Origin of the sequence: Halobellus limi (genome assembly GCF_004799685.1) — an archaeon.
GTDB lineage: Archaea > Halobacteriota > Halobacteria > Halobacteriales > Haloferacaceae > Haloquadratum > Haloquadratum limi.
Window position 1 is genome coordinate 1,391,333 of the sequence record NZ_CP031311.1, and the last position, 17,238, is coordinate 1,408,570.

Genomic DNA, 17,238 nt, shown 5'->3' on the forward strand with positions numbered 1-17,238 from the left:
AGATGCCCGGCAGACCACCGTGGAGCCAGGAAGGCACGCAAGGCGGCGGACAGACTGTCGCCACGCAGAACCGCCCCGAGATCGTCAACACCGACCTTAGTCAGACAACCACAGTTCCAGCCGGGGGAGATCTCTTAATCGAACATTTCGCGCCGAATGATGCCGTTCAATACGTTCAGCAGATGCGGCTCAACTCACCAGCCCCTGCTGATAGCGGTGCCACAACGGGGAGCCATAAAATCGAAATAATGGTTGGTTCGGGAGGTCTCCTCGCACTGTACGCGACTCAGCAATATAACAACCCAATCTGGTTTAATAAGTCGTATTGGGAGGTCGCTGATACAGGAGCGCCGACCAACGAAGCGGCCCAGAACAAAGCGCTGCGGTCACTGATAGCTACTCCTACCAACCCCGTTCAGATCCGATTCCGGAACGAGTCCGATGTAGAGGTGACTGACGAGTTCATCGTTGAAATGCAGCTAAGACAGGTGAAATACTGATGAACGGAAAAGCGCCAGTCGACAAAGTTGGGGGTCCGCAAGAGCAAGGCCCGTGGCCGAGCGCGATCGACGAAATCGTCGCGGGAAAGAGATACCGTCGCCAGGTTGATGGCTCGGAGGTTGAGATAGACGTCCTCGATATTCGAGAGCTCAAATCAGAAGAACAGACGGCGGCCGGACACACAGTTATGTGCGTCACAACGGGCGGTGAATCCTGATGTATTCCGATCCACGTCGTGACCCCACAAATTGGGGCGCAGACGACAACGAGGATTTCGACGATACCGGCGTCACCGGCGGTGGCAGAGTCGACACCACCTCGGAGCCGTCCGGTCCCGGAAACGGCGTCGATTTTGGCGGCGTCGCTGGCGACAGCGACCCGTCCGACGCTCCGGGAGCGGGCGGGTCCGACGATGACGACTCGGGGGGTTCGTCCGTGCCCCCATCGGACGCCTACGTTGGCGACGACGGCGACGAAGAGTATGACCCGCCGTCGGACCCCAGCAGCGACGGCCCCGCACTTCCCGGACCGGGAGGCTCCGACGCCGAACCCCCGGACCCCGATCCCGATCCGCCGCCCGACACCGGCGGCTCAACGGGTGGATCGAACAGCGGCGACGCCGGAGATCCCTATCAGAACGATCCGCGCCAGGATCCGAACAACTGGGACCCGGACGTCGACGACGGATCCGTCCCGACGTCCTGGGACGAGGTCCCGAACCTGATCGGTTCTGACTCGGGCTCGCACATCTTCGATCCCGACTCGGAGCAGTCGGTGGCGCGACCGCTGATGAACTTCGACGATGCACTCCGATCGCGACTCGCGGAGCTCTCCGGCCAGGAGACGAGCGGCATCTCCCTCCCGCTCGTCGGCGCGATCTCCGCGGGAGCTGTCGCCATACTCGTCGCGATCGTCGCCGTCGTCGCGAGCGGAGGTGACGGGTAGTGTCCGAGCAAACGATCTACTTCAGCGGGCCCGACGATGCGACGCTCTCGTACTCAAATCCCGATGATCCGAACCTGGGGGATACGACGAAGTTCCTCCAAGAAGAGCTGAATATGCTCTCGCGGACCTTTTCGGTCTCGAACTTCCGCGACCGGCTCACGTCGCTCAGTCCTGGGGTGACAGTCCGGCGCGGCGGGCCGGAAGGTGAGCTGATCGCCCGCGGAACCGAGACCGGCATCGAGTGGGAGAACGCTGAGAGTTCCTCAAACCAAGAGCCCGTCGACGCGTCGGCAACAGTCCTCGGTTCGATCGGGCCGAAGGCCGTCGGCGCGGTCGTCCTCTTGGGCGCGCTCGCACTAATCGGAGGTAGTGGCTGAGATGGGCGTCCTTGGTGACGCCTACGACACTGTCGCGGGAGCGGCCGATCACGCGGCCGGATCCGTCGACGAGTCGATCGGTCGGCAGTTCGACGATGAGACCGGTGGCGGGTTCTTCGACGTCGCTCCCGAAGGATCGGGGGGCGCTGCGGTCGACACTGACGGTGACGGCGAGCCTGAGGAGTTCAACAATCGGTTCCTCCGCGGACCCGTGCGCACGGTCTACGACGCCACGTTCGACTACGAGGGTACCCTGAACGGCGAAGAGGATACGGTCGACCTGATCGGTCCGACTACGGGAGACGTCGCGACGGGCGAAACCGGCTGGCAGTTCAAGGCCGTGGTGGTTCTCGTCGCCGTTGGCGCGTTCCTCTACCTCGCTCGCCCGCTGCTGACGATCCTCGCAGGGGTGACCGCCGAAGAATGATCCTCTTCGTCGACGTCGGATGGCTTGGGTCACCGGTCGACGTCGGGACGTTCCTCATCGTTCTCGCGATGCTCGTCTTCCGACTCAGACCGCGCGTCGCCACGATCGCGGCGGCGGTCGTCGCGTTGGCCGAGCGTCGCGACGACGTCGACGACGATCGCCTCCGGAGCGAGCTCGAGGTCGACTCCCGCGACGTCGAAGCCCTTCGCCCACGGATCGTCCGCACGGACGGCGGTGATAACGATGGCTGACGTTACCGCCGTCGCCGCCGAATGGCTCGCCGCGACCGGCGCGCCGAACGCCGTGGTCATTCTCGCGCTGCTGACGTCGCCGGCGACCTGGTCGAAGCGCGCCGTCGCGTTCGTTCGGCAGCGGATCGGAGCTGACGACCGATGAACTGGGACGATCTCGAGGACGTCGACGACTGGGAGGCGATCGACGTCGACGAGGATCCGCCGCGCCGGGATCCCGTCAAGACGATGCTGCTCGGATCCGGCGTCACGCTCATCACCGAAGACGTCGACGAGTGGCGCTAATCAGTTGATTACTTACTTAATACCGTTGTTTAAGTCCGTCTGGTAAAAATCGACAGACGGATTCGACGAGGCCGGCCCCGACGAGTCCCGGGTAGCGTCCCACACGCCCCGACATCACCGTTACATTCTGTTACAGATCGTTGACGTAGCGTTACCCAAATGTTTACACAGTCAGGAACGTATCTTTGGACGAGATGGCTAGTACGACTACCGTGGTCGATGAAGGGATTGACCTCGGTAAACGGGCTGTCGAATACCTATTAACGTCGACAGTCGGGACCGCAGTGATGATCGCCGGTATCGGTCTATTCAGCCTCCCGGCCATTCTGGGACTCATCATTACTGATGGGTTCGGCTCACTCCCCGTCTATTTCGCCCTCCTCTCAGTCGTTGGTCTCGGAGTCTACGCTATTCAGGCAATGTACCACGATGATTGGACGATGGACGAGGAAAAACAACAAGAGATCTCGACCCTGCAACAGGCGGTAATTGCAATTTCTTACTACAACTTTGTGGTCATATTCGCCTGTATGGGAGGTCTCGCCCTGATCGCTCAGGGGTATCCACTGGTTGGTGTCGGGTTCGCGCTCCTACTCGGTCCAGCAGACGTTACTCTGGCCGAACGTCTCAACGCGAGCCCGATCACCCTGTTCCTAGGCCTTTGTTTCGCCCTCGGTTCCGTTATAGGCTACATCGCCAAAATTAGCAGTGACGCGGATCCGAGGACGATCGTGGAGATATCTACTCTTCAGTTCCGCCGGAACCGTCGTCTTCCGTAGCGTTCTCCGACTTGTAGTATTTTTCTGGAACCGACCAACAGAATCCTCTGTAGAGGATCAGAACGAACAGAAGCGACTCGATAGTGTTCGACACTCCCACTATGTTCTGAATCGCTTCAGGAGGAACAAGCGCCTTATTCAGTACCCAGCTGATCAAAGATGCGAGCCAATAGGCTACAGGAACCTCGATCGCAACCTTCAGACTAAGAGCAGCGAGTCTCTTTAGCGGTGGAAGTACGACCTGTCGAAGCGCAACGGCGACCCTACTCATCAGATTTCAACTTTCTCCGCGGTGCCGACTCCGAAGAACGCGATCGACAGTCGGTCGCGGTCGATGCTCCGCGTCAATCTTGCCCTCGAGGTACAGCTTCCCGTCCGTCGTTAGTTCATACATATCGCCGTGAATCGGCGCGATAAATCTCACATAGTGGAGCATCTGACACCGCTCCCAGATGTGGCCCTCAGACGCCGTGAACCCCTTCTCTTCGGCCATCGTCGACGGCGTCGCCCAGCCCTCGGTCTCCAAGTGCTCCAGGATCCGCTCGTCCAGCTGCTTCATCCAGTAGGCGGACCTCCGTTCACTCATCTCAGGCCTGGTTCTCGTCGGGCTCCGGTTCTCCCACACTCACGTCGCCGGCGTCGACCTCGTCCGGCGCGTCTTCTGAGGTGTCGATCTCGCCGTCTAGGTACCTCTCTCCGCGCTCGGTGATGACGTACACACCATTTCCTAAATGCTTGAGCAGCCCGTGCTCGACGAGATTCTTGCATCGGGTGTGAATATACTGCCGAGAGTATCGAACATAACCGCTTTCTGCCATCGCAGTTGGGCGGCCGGATCCATTTTCACGAATATATTCGAGTATCCGGTCATCAGCGAGCACCATCCAGTCGCCCGAGTAGCGCATAAACAAATAACCAAGACGGCGATTATTATTGTTACCGTATCTCTGTATGGAAGTACAGTAGATTTTATTTGGTAGATTAGACTTTATTTAGAAAGATGTCCCTCAATAAGTCTAATAGACTTAATTAGAGACACCGTAATCTATATCTTACATCGGTTAATTGTTAGCTAACGCAATGGCTCAGAGAAGCCTATCGGTGACCATCTCAATGCCACTTGAGATGGACGAAACGATCGATGAAGAGGCTGAGAAACACGGAATGTCGTACTCGAAGTACGTTCGGCAGGCTCTTCGCGAAAGCGTTGGCACTCCGTTCGAGTGCGAGAAAGAGATGCTTTCGGTCGACGAAAGCACTCAGAGTAATCGGAATGAGGGGGCGGCGTGAACCATGTCCAGTGACCCAGACGCCCCCGACTCTGATCTAGTCCGGTCAGCCGAAAAAGCCGTCGACCAGGACGAAGCCCTCCGGCGCGCCCGACAGAGCGCCCGGACGCTTCGCGCCTGGTCGGAGGTCGCCGGCGAGGATCCGACCGACGTCCTCGAGGAGATCGGGAGCGATCCCGAGGTCGCGACCGACGGCGGGATGCGCTCTTTCACGGTCGGCCCGCGCGTCGAGTTCTCGCTAGATCACTACCCGCGGATCCGCGTCTCGGAAGGAGGGCGCGAGTGGTACGTCTACCTTCACCGACTCACCGCGTTCGCACACGGTGAGCTCGACGCGCTCGACGACGAGCGTCACGTTCACCACGTCGACGGGGACCGGTGGAACAACGCGCCGGAGAACCTGGAAGCCGTCGCGTCTCACGAGCACGACGAGCTCCACGAGCACACCGTCATCGCCGACGGCGGTATCGAGATGGACGTCGCGAACGTCGACGTCGAAGCATTCGCTGAGGACAAGACAATCAGCGAAGACGGCCTCCGGATGGAGATCGACCTGTACCGCCGCGTGCAACTGGCGGTCAACGAGGACGACGTTGATCCACGCGAAGTACAAGCCGCCGTCGAATCGCTCGCCGACGACCTCCAGGACGTCGCCGACGTTCCTGACGAGTGGATCCTTGAGGGGCGCTTCGGCCTTCAGCAGTGCGATCTCGAGGACCCGGGACTTACCGATCGAATCGTGGGGTGGTTCCGGTGAACCCCGACCTCCCGCATCAGGCCCGGCGCGTGGATCCGTACGCCGCTCGCGACGCCCAGAGCGAACCCTTCCGGCGCGCTCGCGACGAAGAGATCGACATCGAGCCGGACAACGCACCGAATCGCTCCTGGGTCCAGGTCGGTGACGGCGACAAGCACAGAGTCGCGCTCGTTGAGGACCAGGAGGGTCTCGTCGGCTACTGCGACTGCGACGGCTTCGCGTTCCACGAGGGCGAGCTCGCCGGCGACTGCTGCACGCATATCATCGCGATGATGATGGAGTCGGTCCAGGACGAATCGCTCATCACCACGATCGACGACGTCGTCGAGACCGGCGGGTCGCCGATGAGCGACGACGGTTCGGAGAGCTCCGATGTCGAGGTCGTCGACGTCGACCAGGAGGCGAGCGGCGACGGCGATCGCGACGATCACGCCGAACCCCCGACCCCCTCCGAGCCCGAAGCCCCGACGCCGAAGATAGACGACCCCTTCGCGGAGGCGATCGAGGGGGTCGACGACCGATTCGTTATGACCCTCGGCGGGGACCCGTACATCCGTCGCGAGGGCTTCCAGCGGCTCGCCCGCCAGGAGGGTTACCGAACGAAGACCGAGATGGTGACCTTCCAGGGCGAGAGCGACAACGAACTCGCCGAGGCCCGCGCGTGGGTGTACGACGGCGAGAGCGACGACCTCGTCGCGACCGGTACCGGGACGGCCTACCTCCCTGACGAGGACCTCTCCGGCGCGGAGGGCAACCTGAACGAACTCGCGGAGACGCGCGCACTCTCGCGAGCGATGGGGTGGGCGACCGGCGCGGGCCTCTCCGCGGTCGAGGTCGACGCGAGCGCGGAGTACGACTCGGATACCGATGTCCGAGCGTAACCGCCGCGATCCCGGCGCGCTCTCTCCGAGAGAGGCCGTCGAGCGCTATCTGAGACGTCGTAAGTCCGACGCGACTGAGGCGAGCGTGACGACATGGCGTTACCGGCTCAAGCTCTTCGTCGAGTGGTGCGACGACGTCGGCATCGAGCGCGTCGACGAGATCGGCCGACTCGACTTAGACGAGTACTTCGGTGTTCGGAGTGACGCCGTCGCGCCGGCGACGCTCGAGGGCGAGATGTGGACCCTCCGGATGTTCGTCGACTTCCTCGAGGACCTCGGTGCCGTCGACGACGGGTTCGCCGAGGCCGTCCGGATCCCGGACGTCGACGAGGATGATCGGAGCAACGAGGTCCGACTCGATGCCGCGGCAGCGCTGCCGCTACTCGAGTACTACCGAGAGGGCCACCGGCGCGCCTCTCGCGAACACGTTTTCCTCGAGCTCGCGTGGGTCACCGGAGCCCGCCAGGGCGGACTTCGCGCGCTCGACGTCCGCGACGCCTATCTCGACGAGGACTACGTCGACTTCGTTCACCGACCGGGCACCGGGACGCCGTTGAAGAACAAGTCCCGCGGCGAGCGCCCGGTCGCACTCCCGCACGATACGACGATCGTCCTCGAGGAGTGGATCGACGAGAACCGTCCCGACGTTCGCGACGACCACGGGCGCGCGCCGCTGCTCGCGAGCGCGGCCGGACGACCGGTCGCGGGGACCGTCCGCTCTTGGAGCTACGTCGCGACGATCCCGTGTCTACACAGCGCGTGTCCGCACGGTCGCGATCGCGCCACGTGCGAGTGGGCGCACTACAAGCACGCATCGAAGTGTCCCTCCTCGAGGAGCCCGCACCAGATCCGTACCGGGTCGATCACGTGGCAGCTCGATATCGGGATCCCGCCGGAGGTCGTCGCGAATCGAGTCAACTCCTCAGTATCGACTATCGAACAACACTACGACGTCGCGGATCCGCGCGAGCGGATGGAAGAGCGACGTCGGCACCACATTAATAGGAAGATAGACCTATGAGTCGAAAGCTTCAGCGACAGGTGCAGAGCGCCGATAATTGCACTCGCGTCCGGCCCGTTCTGTTGCGAACGACAGTGAGTAGTGATACGACAGTCCTGCCACCGACGACCGGCCGACGGCTGCGTTTCGATTCAGAGAATAGACAGATAGCAACAACTAATGCGTAGACGCAGTCACCGGCTACTATGGCGATCGTAGACGTCGTCTGTCCCCACTGCGGGAAGGAAGCGAAGGCGACCACTGCACCGGGATCACAGTTCGACGGAGTGACCACCGATTCGCCGGGCAGCAATCTCAAAAGCAAGTACGGCGCGGCGGAAAACACGTGCAGCACCTGCGGCGGGACGTTCTGGTCGTACTACGTCACCGAGTGATCACTCGTCGCTCAGTTCCGCCAACAGCGTCTCCAGGTCGTAGTTCTGCAACGGCCGCGTGCTGTGTCTGAGCGTCGAGACGACGAACGTCGAGTTCGTCCGGCGGACCTCCTCGATCGTCTCGAGGTCGGTGATGAGCCGCTCGACCATCTCCTGGTCCGGGAGGTGGGCGACGACGACGAAGTCGGTCTCGCCCATCGTGAAGTACGCCTGCGAGACCCCCTCGACGGCGAGGATCTTCTCCTCGAAGTCGTGGTGTGAGCCGTGGTAGTCGGTGAGCAACTCGACGAGCACCGTCACGCCGAGGCCGACCTCCTCTAGGTCGATGTCGTACAGGTCGTTCTCGATGATACCGGCCTCTCGAAGGTTGTTCAGCCGGTAGTGGATCGTCGAGACGGGGATGTCGGTCTCTTCGTGCAGGCGCTCGGGACTGCCCGTTCCGAGATCCGAGATGGCCTTCAGCAGGCGGATGTCGCGTTCGTCCATATTTCGATGGGTGTCATTTCGAGTCGTATGGGTTGTATGTTGCGCCTCCCAGCGTGGGTACTGTTCAGATAACGAGAGAAGTGGAATCGGCGGTGAGACGTACTCGAAAGCCCCCGCCGTCTCGACTCCCGGGACTCGCTGCGGTCCTCAGACTCCGTCCTGCGGTCCTTACGTCGTCCAGGTTCGTTGAGACGGCGGCCCCTTTCAATCCCACCCAGCGGTGGTGTTCCGGCAGCAATCGCTTATTTGAACACTGCCCCCAGCGTGGCGGTATCCGTCGATCATCTCGACACGACGGTTCCCCCGAAGGCACTTACTACCGGCCGGTGACCTCGGAGTGGGATGAACCGTCGCAGGTACCTCGCGGCCACCGGAACTGCCCTCACCACGCCGCTCGTCGGCTGTCTTCGGTCCGACTCCGGAGCGACTCCGACGGGGGAGACCACCGACACGACGGGGTCGAGTACCGACACCAGGGAGCCGACCTCCGAAACCCCGCCCGAACCAGACGCCGCCGACCGCTCCATCGACGGGTTACTGCACAACGAAACGTCCGAGCCGAGACAGTTCGCCCTCACCGTCACTGACTCAGAGGGAGCCGTTCTCGTCGAGGAGGAGCGAACCGTCGGACCGACGGGCACGGCGTTGGTCCCGCGGATCGGACGGCCCGGCACGACCCGTACGTTCGAGGTCGCCGTCGGCGACGCGGCCGTGTCGGAAGAACTCGCGTTCGACGTGGCGCGGACGCCGGAGCGGGTGGACGGGTACGTCGGCGTCAGGTACGCCGGTCCCGGCGACGTCGCGGTCGACTTCACGCCGGTGGAGTACCCACACACCGAAGTCCTCGCGGCCGATCCGCGGGTCGATGCGCCCCCGCACGCGATCGAGCGCCCGGAGACACCCGAGGATCCGGGCGACGGCGACGGGTGGAACGAGGAGTATCTCGGCGACGCGATGGCGACGACGCCATCTCTCGATTTCACCACCCTGGCGCACCGCGGTGTTGCTCGCCCGCCGTTGCGGCACCGGGGTTGGGAGGAGAACCTGTACTGGGTGACGCTCGTCGCCGACGGAGCCACCCGCGATACGCTGCTCGACCTGGACGCGCTCGACGAGCCCGCGCGGCAGCGCCTCCGTGAGGTCGACTTCGACGACTCGATCGTCGTCGCCGTCGAAACCGGGTACGGATCCGGATCCGTCGAGCACCGGTGGACGCGGGTCGAGGAAACCCAGCGGGGTGTCCGCCTCCACGGCTACTACACGGACCCGTGGATCCAGACGGACGACCTCACGACTCGCGGCTCGGTCGTCGAGGTCGACCGCCCGGCGGGTGAGCTGGCGCTGGCTCGGGTCAGTCTCACCGTCAGCGAGGACCGCCGGATCCACTTCAACTCCACCGAGGGCCTCGTCACGGTGGAGTGATCCGGTCGACGGCCAAAAGATTCATATTCAAACGATTCGGCACCTGAGATCGAATAAAATAACGATCTGCTAAAAGATTTTTATCGTATTGAAACATATACGTAGTCGTATGCTACCACCAAGCACTGTGAAGGCGACCGACGTGTTGCTGCAGGCGACACAGAGCGACGCGTTCTCCCAGATCCAGGGGGACGCGCTCCTCAGTTCCTCCCTGTGGGTGAACATCGCGCTGGCCGGCCTCTCGATCGTGCTCTTCGTGTATATGGGTCGGAACGTCACCTCGCAGCGCGCCCGCCTGATCTGGGGGGCGACGCTGATGATCCCGCTCGTGTCGATTTCGAGCTACCTCGGGCTCGCGTCCGGGCTCACCGTCGGATTCATCGAGATGCCCGCCGGACACGCGCTCGCCGGCGAGGAAGTGATGAGCCAGTGGGGGCGGTATCTCACGTGGGCGCTCTCGACGCCGATGATCCTTCTCGCGCTCGGGCTGCTCGCCGACGTCGACGCGGGAAGCCTGTTCACGGTCATCGCCGCCGACGTCGGGATGTGCGTGACCGGTCTCGCGGCCGCCCTGACGACCTCTTCTCTGCTCTTCCGCTGGCTGTTCTACGGAATCAGCTGTGCGTTCTTCGCCGTCGTCCTGTACGCCCTGCTGAGGACGTGGCCGAAGGCGGCGGCCGACGCCGGAACGAGCGACATCTTCGAGACCCTGAGGCTGTTGACGGTCGTCCTGTGGCTGGGGTACCCGATCGTCTGGGCGCTCGGCGTCGAGGGGCTGGCGCTCGTCCAGTCCGTCGGCCTCACCTCGTGGGGGTACTCCGGACTCGACATCCTCGCGAAGTACGTATTCTCGTTCCTCCTCCTCCGGTGGGTGGCCGCGAACGAGTCGATCGTCTCGGTGGACGCGAGGGGGCCGTTCTCCGGAGGGTCCCCCGCCGACGACTGATACTGATTACGCTCGCTTTTCACCGCCGAACGCCGGCAACGGGGTGGCGCTCGGTGGGAGAGACGAGCGTAATCAGTATGGCCCGACGCCACACGGCGCGGGACTCACGTCGGGGATCGAGGTGCGGCCTCCACAAACGACTTATACTGCGGCGGAGGACTTCGGGTATGTTCGACCCGTTGCAACTGTCGCTGGATCCGACGCAACTCGGCCTCGAATTCGGGAGCGGGGCAGTCATCGGCGGGATCATCGGCTTCGCGGCGAAGAAGGTCGCGAAACTCATCGCGATCATCGTCGGCCTCGAACTGGCGCTCTTCAAGTTCCTCGAATCCCGCGGCATCCTCACCGTCGACTGGGAGCGGCTTTCGGCGGGCCTCCTCAAGACCACACAGGGTGCGGCCGACGGGACGCCGCCGGACTGGCTCTCGACGATCCTCTCGACGCTGTCGGTCTCGGCGGGGTTCACCGGCGGCTTCCTGGTCGGGTTCAAGAAGGGATAGTCCGGGGTTCGCTGCGGCGTCGGTCTAGCGCGTGCTGAGTTCGTCTTTGTCCTTGAGGATCCGCGTTTCCGCCTCGCCCGAGGTGTGTTCGTTCACCATATCGTAGAAGTCGTTCTGCATTCCGGCCGGGAACGTCACGACGCCGACCCACGAGCCGTCCGGCTGCCACTCCTCGCGTTCGAGGTCGCCGTACTCGCGGACCTGCGCCTGCGTCTTGCCGGCGTACTCGGCGGGGATCTGGACCGCGACGGTCACCTCGTCGAACCGGATCGGGATGACCGGCCGCAGCGCGTCGAGGGCGTCGTCGACCTGCGATTCGACGGGTTCCATCGGATCGACGCGGAAGCCGGCCTCTTCGAGCGCGCGCTCGATGCGTTCGGGCGGGTGCGGCGCGTTGTCCATCTGGGGGTTCACCGCGTTGCGGGCGATCCGGTTGATCAGGTTCTTGCGCTTCTGCTCTTGCATCTCCCGGCGCTGTTCGGCCGTGATCTGGATCTCCCCGCGGCGGACGACCTCGGGGATGATTTCGAGGGGGTCGGTCGTCCCGAACACCGTTTCCAGGTCCTCTTCGGCGGGGCGATCGCCCCGGGAGGCGTCCTCGAAGACGTCCTCGGCGGCGATCACGTCCTCTAACTCCCCCTCGAACTCGTCGCGTTTGATCGCCAGCGCGGCGTCGGGATCGATCAGCACCTCGAAGCGCTCGCCGTGGGATTCGAGTCGCGCCGTCACGGCTTCGTCAAGTGAGATCATACCGCTATGTTCTCCCTCCGTGGTAAAAAGCCCTCCCCGACGCGGCCACAGCGCACGCACCGACGGCGAGAAACGCTCGCCGAATATCGTAACGAGAACGCGAAAAACACGGAATTAACGGGTTCCTTCGCCCCGCCCGAGAGCGATAACCTACGATTAACTAAACCAACGGAGGGGGACTGTCGGGGTATGTCGCAGGTCTTCGATGCGGACTCGGACGCGGACGGAGAGTACGTCTACCACGTCGTCTGTCACGACTGCCCGACGGAGTCCGTCGACGCGCGCGCCTCCGACGCCGAAGAACGGCTCGACGAACACCGGATATCGACCGGACACGACATCGAGGTCGCACGGCTTCCGAACGAACGAAACGCGTAGTCCGAGAGACGGCCGCGGCTAACCGTCTCTCGCGACTGCCGCGACCGACGCGAACGCCTCAGTTCGAGAGCTGTTCGATGACGCCGAGGAGGTCGCTCTTGTCCTGGACCCCCACGACGCGTTCGGCCGCCTCGCCGTTCTTGTAGAACTCCAGGGTCGGTACCGATCGAACGCCGGCGTCGCGGGCGATGTCCTGGTGTTCGTCGATGTCCACCTTGAGGACGGCCGCGTCGGTTTCGGCCGCGATCTCCTCGACGGTCGGTTCGAGCATCTTACACGGACCGCACCAGTCCGCGTAGTAGTCGACGAGGACGACGTCGTGCTCTCCGAGGAGTTCTTCGAGGTGGTCTGCGCTCTCGACGTGGATCGGCGCGCCGGTCGCTTCGGGTGTACTCATACCGACGACTACTGGCGGGAGCCTCTTACCTATTTCGAGGGTTGGGACGGTCGTCGCACGACCGGCCCCGGCGGCGTTTGTGACGGGTTAAACGCTGAACGGGCGCGATATACGGCCTGCAGGCGAAAGAGGATGTCAACTGGACTCGATTGACCCTACGACGTCGTACCGAAGGAGCACACCGTCGTCGACGCGACCCACCTCCCGCAGCGACAGCTGCGGGAAGGATTCGACGAAGCCCGGTCCGTCGGCGAGGGTCGGCGCCTCCCGGCCGCCGATGACGAGCGATCCAACGTACAGCGAGAGTTCGTCGACGAGACCCGCCGCGAAAAGCGAGTAGATGATCTCCCCGCCGCCCTCGACCATCAGCTCCTCGACCCCTCGCTCACCGAGCTTCGAGAGCGCCGCTGAGAGTTCGACCCGCTCGTCGCCGGCGACGAGAACCTCGGCCCCCGCGTCGGCGAGCGATGCCTTTCGGTCCGCCGTCGCGTCGCGGGCGACGACGACGTACGTCGTCGCCGCGTCGTCGAGGATCCGGGCGTCGAGCGGGGTGCGGCCGCTGGAGTCGACGACGACGCGGGCGGGGTTCCCCGCGTCGCCGCGCGTCTCGCGCTCCTCGCGGAGCGCGGGATCGTCGACCGTGAGGTGCGGGTCGTCGGCGAGCACCGTCCCGACGCCGACGAGCACGGCGTCGCTCGCCGCGCGGAGTCGGTCGACCCGGGCGAAGTCGTCGGGGCCGCTGATTGTCACCTGTTCGCGCCGGCGCGTCGACAGTTTCCCGTCGGCGCTCGCGGCGGCGTTGACGACGACGTGCATACGTCGGTGTTCGAGCGGGTCGGGGAAGCGAATTTCGGTACGGGCCGCCGGCGGAACTGTGGGAAAAATACGGATAGAACTTATGTGCGAGAGCGAGAACTATCGTAATAAGATGTCGCCGAAAGTCCTGATGCTCGGATGGGGGTTTCCGCCGAACGTGAGCGGCGGGCTCGACACCCACGTCGGGGAACTGTTCGATGGGATGCGAGAGCGCGGCCTCGACGTCGAGCTCGTGCTCCCGTCGGAGTACGCACCCGACGACCGGGACGGAATCGTCGGCGTCCCGACGGGCGACGGCGACATCATCACCCGCGTGGGCCGGATGAGTTCGACGTTCGCCGAACGGGCCGAAGACGCCGACATCATCCACACCCACGACTGGTTCGGCTACGGCCCCGGGTCCCGCGCGAAGTCGAACACGGACGTCGAGTGGGTGACCACGTTCCACTCGCTGTCGACCGATCGGAACCTCGACCCGCCGAAGCGGGAGGTCGAGACCGAGCGGCGACTCGCCGAACGCGCCGACCACCTCATCGCGGTCAGCGAACTCACCGCCTCCGACGTTAGAGAACAGTACGGCGGCGACTGCGAGGTCATCTACAACGGCTTCTCGGAGTGCGAAACGACCGGCCGAGACTACAAGTCGGAACTCGGGATCGACGGCGAGATGCTGTTCTTCGTCGGCCGTCACACCGACCAGAAGGGGATCGCCCACCTCGTCTACGCGATGGAGAAACTCCGGCGAGACGACGTGACGCTGGTGATGGGCGGGTCGGGCCACCTCACCGATCAGCTGAAGCGGTTCGCGGAACTGCTCGGCGTCGACGACCGGATCGAGTGGGTCGGCTACGTCCCCGAGGAGGAGCTCGGCGACTACTACGCCTCGGCGGATCTGTTCGTCTCGCCCTCCCTCGCGGAGCCGTTCGGGATCACGATCACCGAGGCGCTCTCGGCGGGGACGCGCGTCGTCGCGACGAGAAGCGGCGTCAACGAGGTGCTCTCGGACGACTGCGTCGTCGAAGTGACGCCGGACTCGACGTCGATCGCCGAGGGGATCGAACGCGGCCTCGCGCTCGAAGAACCGCCGGTGTACGAACCCATCACGTGGGACGAGGTGGTCGAGGAGACGGTCGCGTTCTACGAACGGATTCTGTGAGCGGCCGACGCTCCCGGGCGGTCCGAACGGACCGACTGTGAAGCGGGCCCGCGCGTCTCACCGCAGGACGCGCACGTCGGTCGCCGGTTCCGGGTGGCGGATCCGGTAGCCGTCGGCGGTCGGGACCAGGCCCTTACTCGGCAGGCTCTGTCTGGCCGCCTGGTATGGGCTGTCGCTCTGGACGCCCTGATACGGGCTGTCCCGCTGCGTCCCGCGATACGGGCTTTCGTCGTGCGCGCCCTGATACGGGCTGTCAGTCGACCGTTCGGCCTCCCGCTGGAAATCCTCCGGCGGCAGGTAGATCCGCTCGCCGGACGCCGAGCGGACGATCACCGCGGTGTCGCGGTCGCCGCGCATCGCGATCACGGTCTCGCCGTCTTCGACGTTCACCGTGAAATTGACCCGTTCTTTCTCCGCTTCGGAGCCGCGTTCGTCCGTCTCCTCGCTCTCGCGTGCACCCATAGGTGATCGATTATTCGGAACCCACTTATAGATCGGCCGTGACCGTGACGGTTCGGTAACAAATCCGGCGGGTCGTCACGGGTCTGTATCGGCAACCAGTATATATGGCCCCCGAACGTCAAGTAGTGGGACGACGAAACGGGGTGTATGGACATCCGTGACGCAACGACGGAAGACGTCGACGAGATCAGGCGGGTCGCCACCGAGTCGCTGCGCGCCTCGTACGGCCACGCCATCGACGAGGAGACGATCACCGCCGCCGTCGAGAAGTGGTACAGCACCGATCGGCTGACGGAGGCGCTCGACGACGAGCGGGAGATCTTCGTTCTCGCGGTCGAGGACGGGTCCGTCGTGGGGTTCGCCCAGAGCGAGATCTCGGACGGGCGGGAGACGGTCGGCTACCTCGATTGGCTCCACGTCGTGCCCGAACACCGCGGCGGCGGTATCGGCTCGCAGCTCCTCGCGCGGCTCAGACAGGAACTCGTCGCGGCTGGCGTCGACCGACTGGAGGGCCGCGTCCTCACCGAGAACGAGGAGGGCGTCACCTTCTACGACGAGCAGGGGTTCAGCGAGGTCGGCGAACGGACCGTCGAGATCCGCGGGGAGGCGTTCAAAGAGCGCGTGTTCACCACGTTCCTCGACAGCGAGGAGGAGACCGAGTCCGGACTCGCCGGACGCCAGACCGACGACGGGACGACCGTCTACGTCGCCTACGACGAGTCGATGCGCGGATCGGACGCGCCGTTCTTCGCGGTCTACCTCGACGAGGAGCGGACGGAGCGCTACGGGTGGCTGTGCGGTGCCGACGAGAGCTTCGACATCGCTATCGACACGATGGAGCGTCTGGAGTGCAACGACTGCGGCAACCGGCGCAAGCCCGTCCGCTGGGACGCCGCCTACCTGTAAATTCACCCACCTTTTTGTCGCGGTGGGTTTCCTCGCTCGCTGCGCTCGCTGCGGGAACCCACCGCGCAAAAACCTGGAGGGAAAAATGCCGCTCGCTCGGCCTTCGGCCTCGCTCGCGGTGGAATACGCTAGATGCTGAGTGTGTGGCGTTCGTTCGGGGCCATTGATTTCACGTCCCTCGTCGATGAATTAGCCGTCCGATAGACAATGCGGACTGGTTAGAACCCTACGCAACAAAGTGAGTTGCTGTGGGATTGAGAGGGTTACTCTGGGAGACGACATTCGAGAAGTTCTCTATCTTCAGGCGATGTGGCATCTTCAGCCGATGTGGATTCTGCTCGCCGAACCACGTACTCTGTCACATAGTATCGAGCCTCTCCGCCGGCATCACTGTGGACAATTCCGATATCAATCTCTAAGAGGACACCGGTTCCATTAACGTCGAAATAAGCCAGCTCATTCCCGCCGTTATCATCAATGAGTGACGCTGCTGAGGAGAGATTTGCAATTAGTTCTGCGTACTGCTCTATCTCGGCTCCATCGTAAATAAAATCACTCTTGGCGGTGCCAGACTCCGCAGCTGACTCCAGTATCTCTCGGAGACGCTGATCCTCAACCTCTTCGATTGAAACATACTCGGAATCTTTTGGTAGTCGAGACTCCTTGATGTTGTGATCTTCAGCTTTTGGAATACCCTCAGAATCAACTTCATAAGCCATAAAGAACATAGAAGGCTCTTCAGCATATCCTTCAAAAATAACCGTAACCTCATATCCGGTATCTACCTGGGTTGGTTCCTCATTTATATACGCAGAGACACCGACAGAGTAGAATCGTGATTTTGAGTCACTACCCCGTAACCTCCGGAGGAAATACGCTTCTTCGTATGCTGTGACGAATTCACCAACTGTGTCTGCGTCGAGTTCTCGTGGCCACCGAACATCGAGATCGAGCGATGTTGGACACCCCTCTGGTAGTTCGTCTTCACTGGTTGTTCCCGACTCACCGAGACTTCCGTTTTCAGTGGTTGTTCCCGACTCACTGAGGCCCGTACAACCTGCAAGAGCTATCCCTGAGAAAGACGCCAGAATTGCCCGACGTGTATGGGAATCCACACCTGAGTGTCATCCAA

At 63.0% G+C, this 17,238-nt stretch carries 29 protein-coding genes; 20 read left to right on the top strand and 9 right to left on the bottom strand.

Translation table 11 applies throughout. The annotated features are described in order from the left end of the window. Window positions 1-2: 2 nt before the first annotated feature. From DV707_RS07055 to DV707_RS07085, 9 genes are all read left to right on the top strand, one after another. On the top strand, window positions 3-500 hold the full coding sequence (locus DV707_RS07055; RefSeq protein WP_136361812.1) for a hypothetical protein: 498 nt from the start codon (window positions 3-5) through the stop codon (window positions 498-500). Further along, window positions 500-718 (top strand): hypothetical protein, encoded by a 219-nt coding sequence (locus DV707_RS07060; protein ID WP_103989959.1) that lies wholly within the window; start codon window positions 500-502, stop codon window positions 716-718. Before DV707_RS07055 ends, DV707_RS07060 begins: the two co-directional genes overlap by 1 nt. After that, window positions 718-1,446 (top strand): hypothetical protein, encoded by a 729-nt coding sequence (locus tag DV707_RS07065; RefSeq protein ID WP_103989958.1) that lies wholly within the window; start codon window positions 718-720, stop codon window positions 1,444-1,446. Before DV707_RS07060 ends, DV707_RS07065 begins: the two co-directional genes overlap by 1 nt. Beyond that, on the top strand, window positions 1,446-1,823 hold the full coding sequence (locus DV707_RS07070) for a hypothetical protein (protein WP_103989957.1): 378 nt from the start codon (window positions 1,446-1,448) through the stop codon (window positions 1,821-1,823). Before DV707_RS07065 ends, DV707_RS07070 begins: the two co-directional genes overlap by 1 nt. A 1-nt stretch (window position 1,824) precedes the next feature. After that, entirely contained in the window at window positions 1,825-2,250 is a 426-nt protein-coding gene (locus DV707_RS07075) for a hypothetical protein (RefSeq protein ID WP_103989956.1), read from the top strand. After that, the gene (locus tag DV707_RS07080; protein WP_103989955.1) at window positions 2,247-2,501 is read left to right on the top strand and encodes a hypothetical protein; all 255 of its coding nucleotides are present in this window, start codon (window positions 2,247-2,249) and stop codon (window positions 2,499-2,501) included. Before DV707_RS07075 ends, DV707_RS07080 begins: the two co-directional genes overlap by 4 nt. Further along, a complete protein-coding gene (locus DV707_RS18430) occupies window positions 2,494-2,646 on the top strand; it encodes a hypothetical protein (RefSeq protein WP_160113900.1) in 153 nt (50 codons plus the stop codon). Before DV707_RS07080 ends, DV707_RS18430 begins: the two co-directional genes overlap by 8 nt. Next, entirely contained in the window at window positions 2,643-2,786 is a 144-nt protein-coding gene (locus DV707_RS18435) for a hypothetical protein (RefSeq protein WP_160113899.1), read from the top strand. The genes DV707_RS18430 and DV707_RS18435 overlap by 4 nt, the downstream gene beginning before the upstream one ends. A 194-nt stretch (window positions 2,787-2,980) precedes the next feature. Then, the gene (locus DV707_RS07085; protein WP_103989954.1) at window positions 2,981-3,565 is read left to right on the top strand and encodes a hypothetical protein; all 585 of its coding nucleotides are present in this window, start codon (window positions 2,981-2,983) and stop codon (window positions 3,563-3,565) included. Here the strand turns inward: DV707_RS07085 and DV707_RS07090 are convergent. Genes DV707_RS07090 through DV707_RS07100 form a run of 3 tightly spaced genes read right to left on the bottom strand, consistent with a single transcriptional unit; the run spans window position 3,528 to window position 4,470 of the window. Further along, window positions 3,528-3,836, bottom strand: a complete 309-nt coding sequence (locus DV707_RS07090) for a hypothetical protein (protein ID WP_136361813.1) — start codon at window positions 3,834-3,836, stop codon at window positions 3,528-3,530. The two genes, DV707_RS07085 and DV707_RS07090, sit on opposite strands and share 38 nt — an antisense overlap. Before the next feature lie 6 nt (window positions 3,837-3,842). Continuing rightward, the gene (locus tag DV707_RS07095; protein WP_103989953.1) at window positions 3,843-4,151 is read right to left on the bottom strand and encodes a hypothetical protein; all 309 of its coding nucleotides are present in this window, start codon (window positions 4,149-4,151) and stop codon (window positions 3,843-3,845) included. A 1-nt stretch (window position 4,152) separates the two neighbouring features. Next, complete coding sequence (locus DV707_RS07100) at window positions 4,153-4,470, bottom strand: helix-turn-helix domain-containing protein (protein ID WP_103989952.1); 318 nt, start codon at window positions 4,468-4,470, stop codon at window positions 4,153-4,155. Between the two features lie 175 nt (window positions 4,471-4,645). Between DV707_RS07100 and DV707_RS07105 the strand changes: the two genes are divergently transcribed. The 5 genes from DV707_RS07105 (at window position 4,646) to DV707_RS07125 (ending at window position 7,887) form a co-directional block, all read left to right on the top strand. After that, window positions 4,646-4,855, top strand: coding sequence for a ribbon-helix-helix domain-containing protein (locus tag DV707_RS07105; protein WP_103989951.1), 210 nt, complete (start codon window positions 4,646-4,648; stop codon window positions 4,853-4,855). A 3-nt stretch (window positions 4,856-4,858) separates the two neighbouring features. Beyond that, window positions 4,859-5,611 (top strand): HNH endonuclease, encoded by a 753-nt coding sequence (locus DV707_RS07110; protein ID WP_103989950.1) that lies wholly within the window; start codon window positions 4,859-4,861, stop codon window positions 5,609-5,611. After that, window positions 5,608-6,492: a hypothetical protein gene (locus tag DV707_RS07115; protein WP_103989949.1), complete on the top strand. Its 885-nt coding sequence runs from the start codon at window positions 5,608-5,610 to the stop codon at window positions 6,490-6,492. Before DV707_RS07110 ends, DV707_RS07115 begins: the two co-directional genes overlap by 4 nt. Beyond that, window positions 6,479-7,513 carry a tyrosine-type recombinase/integrase gene (locus DV707_RS07120; protein ID WP_103989948.1) on the top strand — a complete coding sequence of 345 codons (1,035 nt, stop codon included), beginning with the start codon at window positions 6,479-6,481 and terminating at the stop codon, window positions 7,511-7,513. Before DV707_RS07115 ends, DV707_RS07120 begins: the two co-directional genes overlap by 14 nt. A 185-nt stretch (window positions 7,514-7,698) precedes the next feature. Further along, complete coding sequence (locus tag DV707_RS07125) at window positions 7,699-7,887, top strand: hypothetical protein (protein ID WP_103989947.1); 189 nt, start codon at window positions 7,699-7,701, stop codon at window positions 7,885-7,887. On the opposite strand, the gene DV707_RS07130 is transcribed toward DV707_RS07125, so the two are convergent. Beyond that, a complete protein-coding gene (locus DV707_RS07130; protein WP_103989946.1) occupies window positions 7,888-8,373 on the bottom strand; it encodes an Lrp/AsnC family transcriptional regulator in 486 nt (161 codons plus the stop codon). Between the two features lie 342 nt (window positions 8,374-8,715). Between DV707_RS07130 and DV707_RS07135 the strand changes: the two genes are divergently transcribed. The 3 genes from DV707_RS07135 to DV707_RS07145 all read left to right on the top strand — a co-directional run bounded on the left by DV707_RS07135 (window position 8,716) and on the right by DV707_RS07145 (window position 11,241). Continuing rightward, window positions 8,716-9,795, top strand: a complete 1,080-nt coding sequence (locus DV707_RS07135; RefSeq protein WP_103989945.1) for a hypothetical protein — start codon at window positions 8,716-8,718, stop codon at window positions 9,793-9,795. A 109-nt stretch (window positions 9,796-9,904) separates the two neighbouring features. Beyond that, window positions 9,905-10,741: a bacteriorhodopsin gene (locus DV707_RS07140; RefSeq protein ID WP_103989944.1), complete on the top strand. Its 837-nt coding sequence runs from the start codon at window positions 9,905-9,907 to the stop codon at window positions 10,739-10,741. Window positions 10,742-10,908: 167 nt separating this feature from the next. Next, window positions 10,909-11,241 carry an FUN14 domain-containing protein gene (locus DV707_RS07145; protein ID WP_103989943.1) on the top strand — a complete coding sequence of 111 codons (333 nt, stop codon included), beginning with the start codon at window positions 10,909-10,911 and terminating at the stop codon, window positions 11,239-11,241. A 24-nt stretch (window positions 11,242-11,265) separates the two neighbouring features. On the opposite strand, the gene DV707_RS07150 is transcribed toward DV707_RS07145, so the two are convergent. After that, window positions 11,266-11,991, bottom strand: a complete 726-nt coding sequence (locus DV707_RS07150; protein ID WP_103989942.1) for a ribosome assembly factor SBDS — start codon at window positions 11,989-11,991, stop codon at window positions 11,266-11,268. A gap of 189 nt (window positions 11,992-12,180) precedes the next feature. Here DV707_RS07150 and DV707_RS07155 point away from each other — a divergent pair, with 189 nt between their 5' ends. Next, window positions 12,181-12,369, top strand: coding sequence for a hypothetical protein (locus DV707_RS07155; RefSeq protein ID WP_103989941.1), 189 nt, complete (start codon window positions 12,181-12,183; stop codon window positions 12,367-12,369). A 58-nt stretch (window positions 12,370-12,427) separates the two neighbouring features. Here the strand turns inward: DV707_RS07155 and trxA are convergent, their stop codons facing one another. Continuing rightward, window positions 12,428-12,766: a thioredoxin gene (trxA, locus tag DV707_RS07160; RefSeq protein ID WP_103989940.1), complete on the bottom strand. Its 339-nt coding sequence runs from the start codon at window positions 12,764-12,766 to the stop codon at window positions 12,428-12,430. Window positions 12,767-12,901: 135 nt separating this feature from the next. Then, window positions 12,902-13,582 carry a 2,5-diamino-6-(ribosylamino)-4(3H)-pyrimidinone 5'-phosphate reductase gene (locus DV707_RS07165; RefSeq protein WP_103989939.1) on the bottom strand — a complete coding sequence of 227 codons (681 nt, stop codon included), beginning with the start codon at window positions 13,580-13,582 and terminating at the stop codon, window positions 12,902-12,904. A gap of 130 nt (window positions 13,583-13,712) precedes the next feature. On the opposite strand from DV707_RS07165, the gene DV707_RS07170 reads away from it, so the two are divergent. Beyond that, window positions 13,713-14,738 (top strand): glycosyltransferase family 4 protein, encoded by a 1,026-nt coding sequence (locus DV707_RS07170; RefSeq protein WP_103991190.1) that lies wholly within the window; start codon window positions 13,713-13,715, stop codon window positions 14,736-14,738. A 57-nt stretch (window positions 14,739-14,795) separates the two neighbouring features. Here the strand turns inward: DV707_RS07170 and DV707_RS07175 are convergent, their stop codons facing one another. Beyond that, window positions 14,796-15,200 carry a DUF7510 family protein gene (locus DV707_RS07175; RefSeq protein ID WP_103989938.1) on the bottom strand — a complete coding sequence of 135 codons (405 nt, stop codon included), beginning with the start codon at window positions 15,198-15,200 and terminating at the stop codon, window positions 14,796-14,798. Between the two features lie 147 nt (window positions 15,201-15,347). Here DV707_RS07175 and DV707_RS07180 point away from each other — a divergent pair, with 147 nt between their 5' ends. Beyond that, window positions 15,348-16,106 carry a GNAT family N-acetyltransferase gene (locus DV707_RS07180; protein ID WP_103989937.1) on the top strand — a complete coding sequence of 253 codons (759 nt, stop codon included), beginning with the start codon at window positions 15,348-15,350 and terminating at the stop codon, window positions 16,104-16,106. 263 nt (window positions 16,107-16,369) lie between these two features. Here the strand turns inward: DV707_RS07180 and DV707_RS07185 are convergent, their stop codons facing one another. Further along, window positions 16,370-17,221, bottom strand: coding sequence for a hypothetical protein (locus DV707_RS07185; protein ID WP_136361814.1), 852 nt, complete (start codon window positions 17,219-17,221; stop codon window positions 16,370-16,372). Window positions 17,222-17,238: the final 17 nt, after the last annotated feature.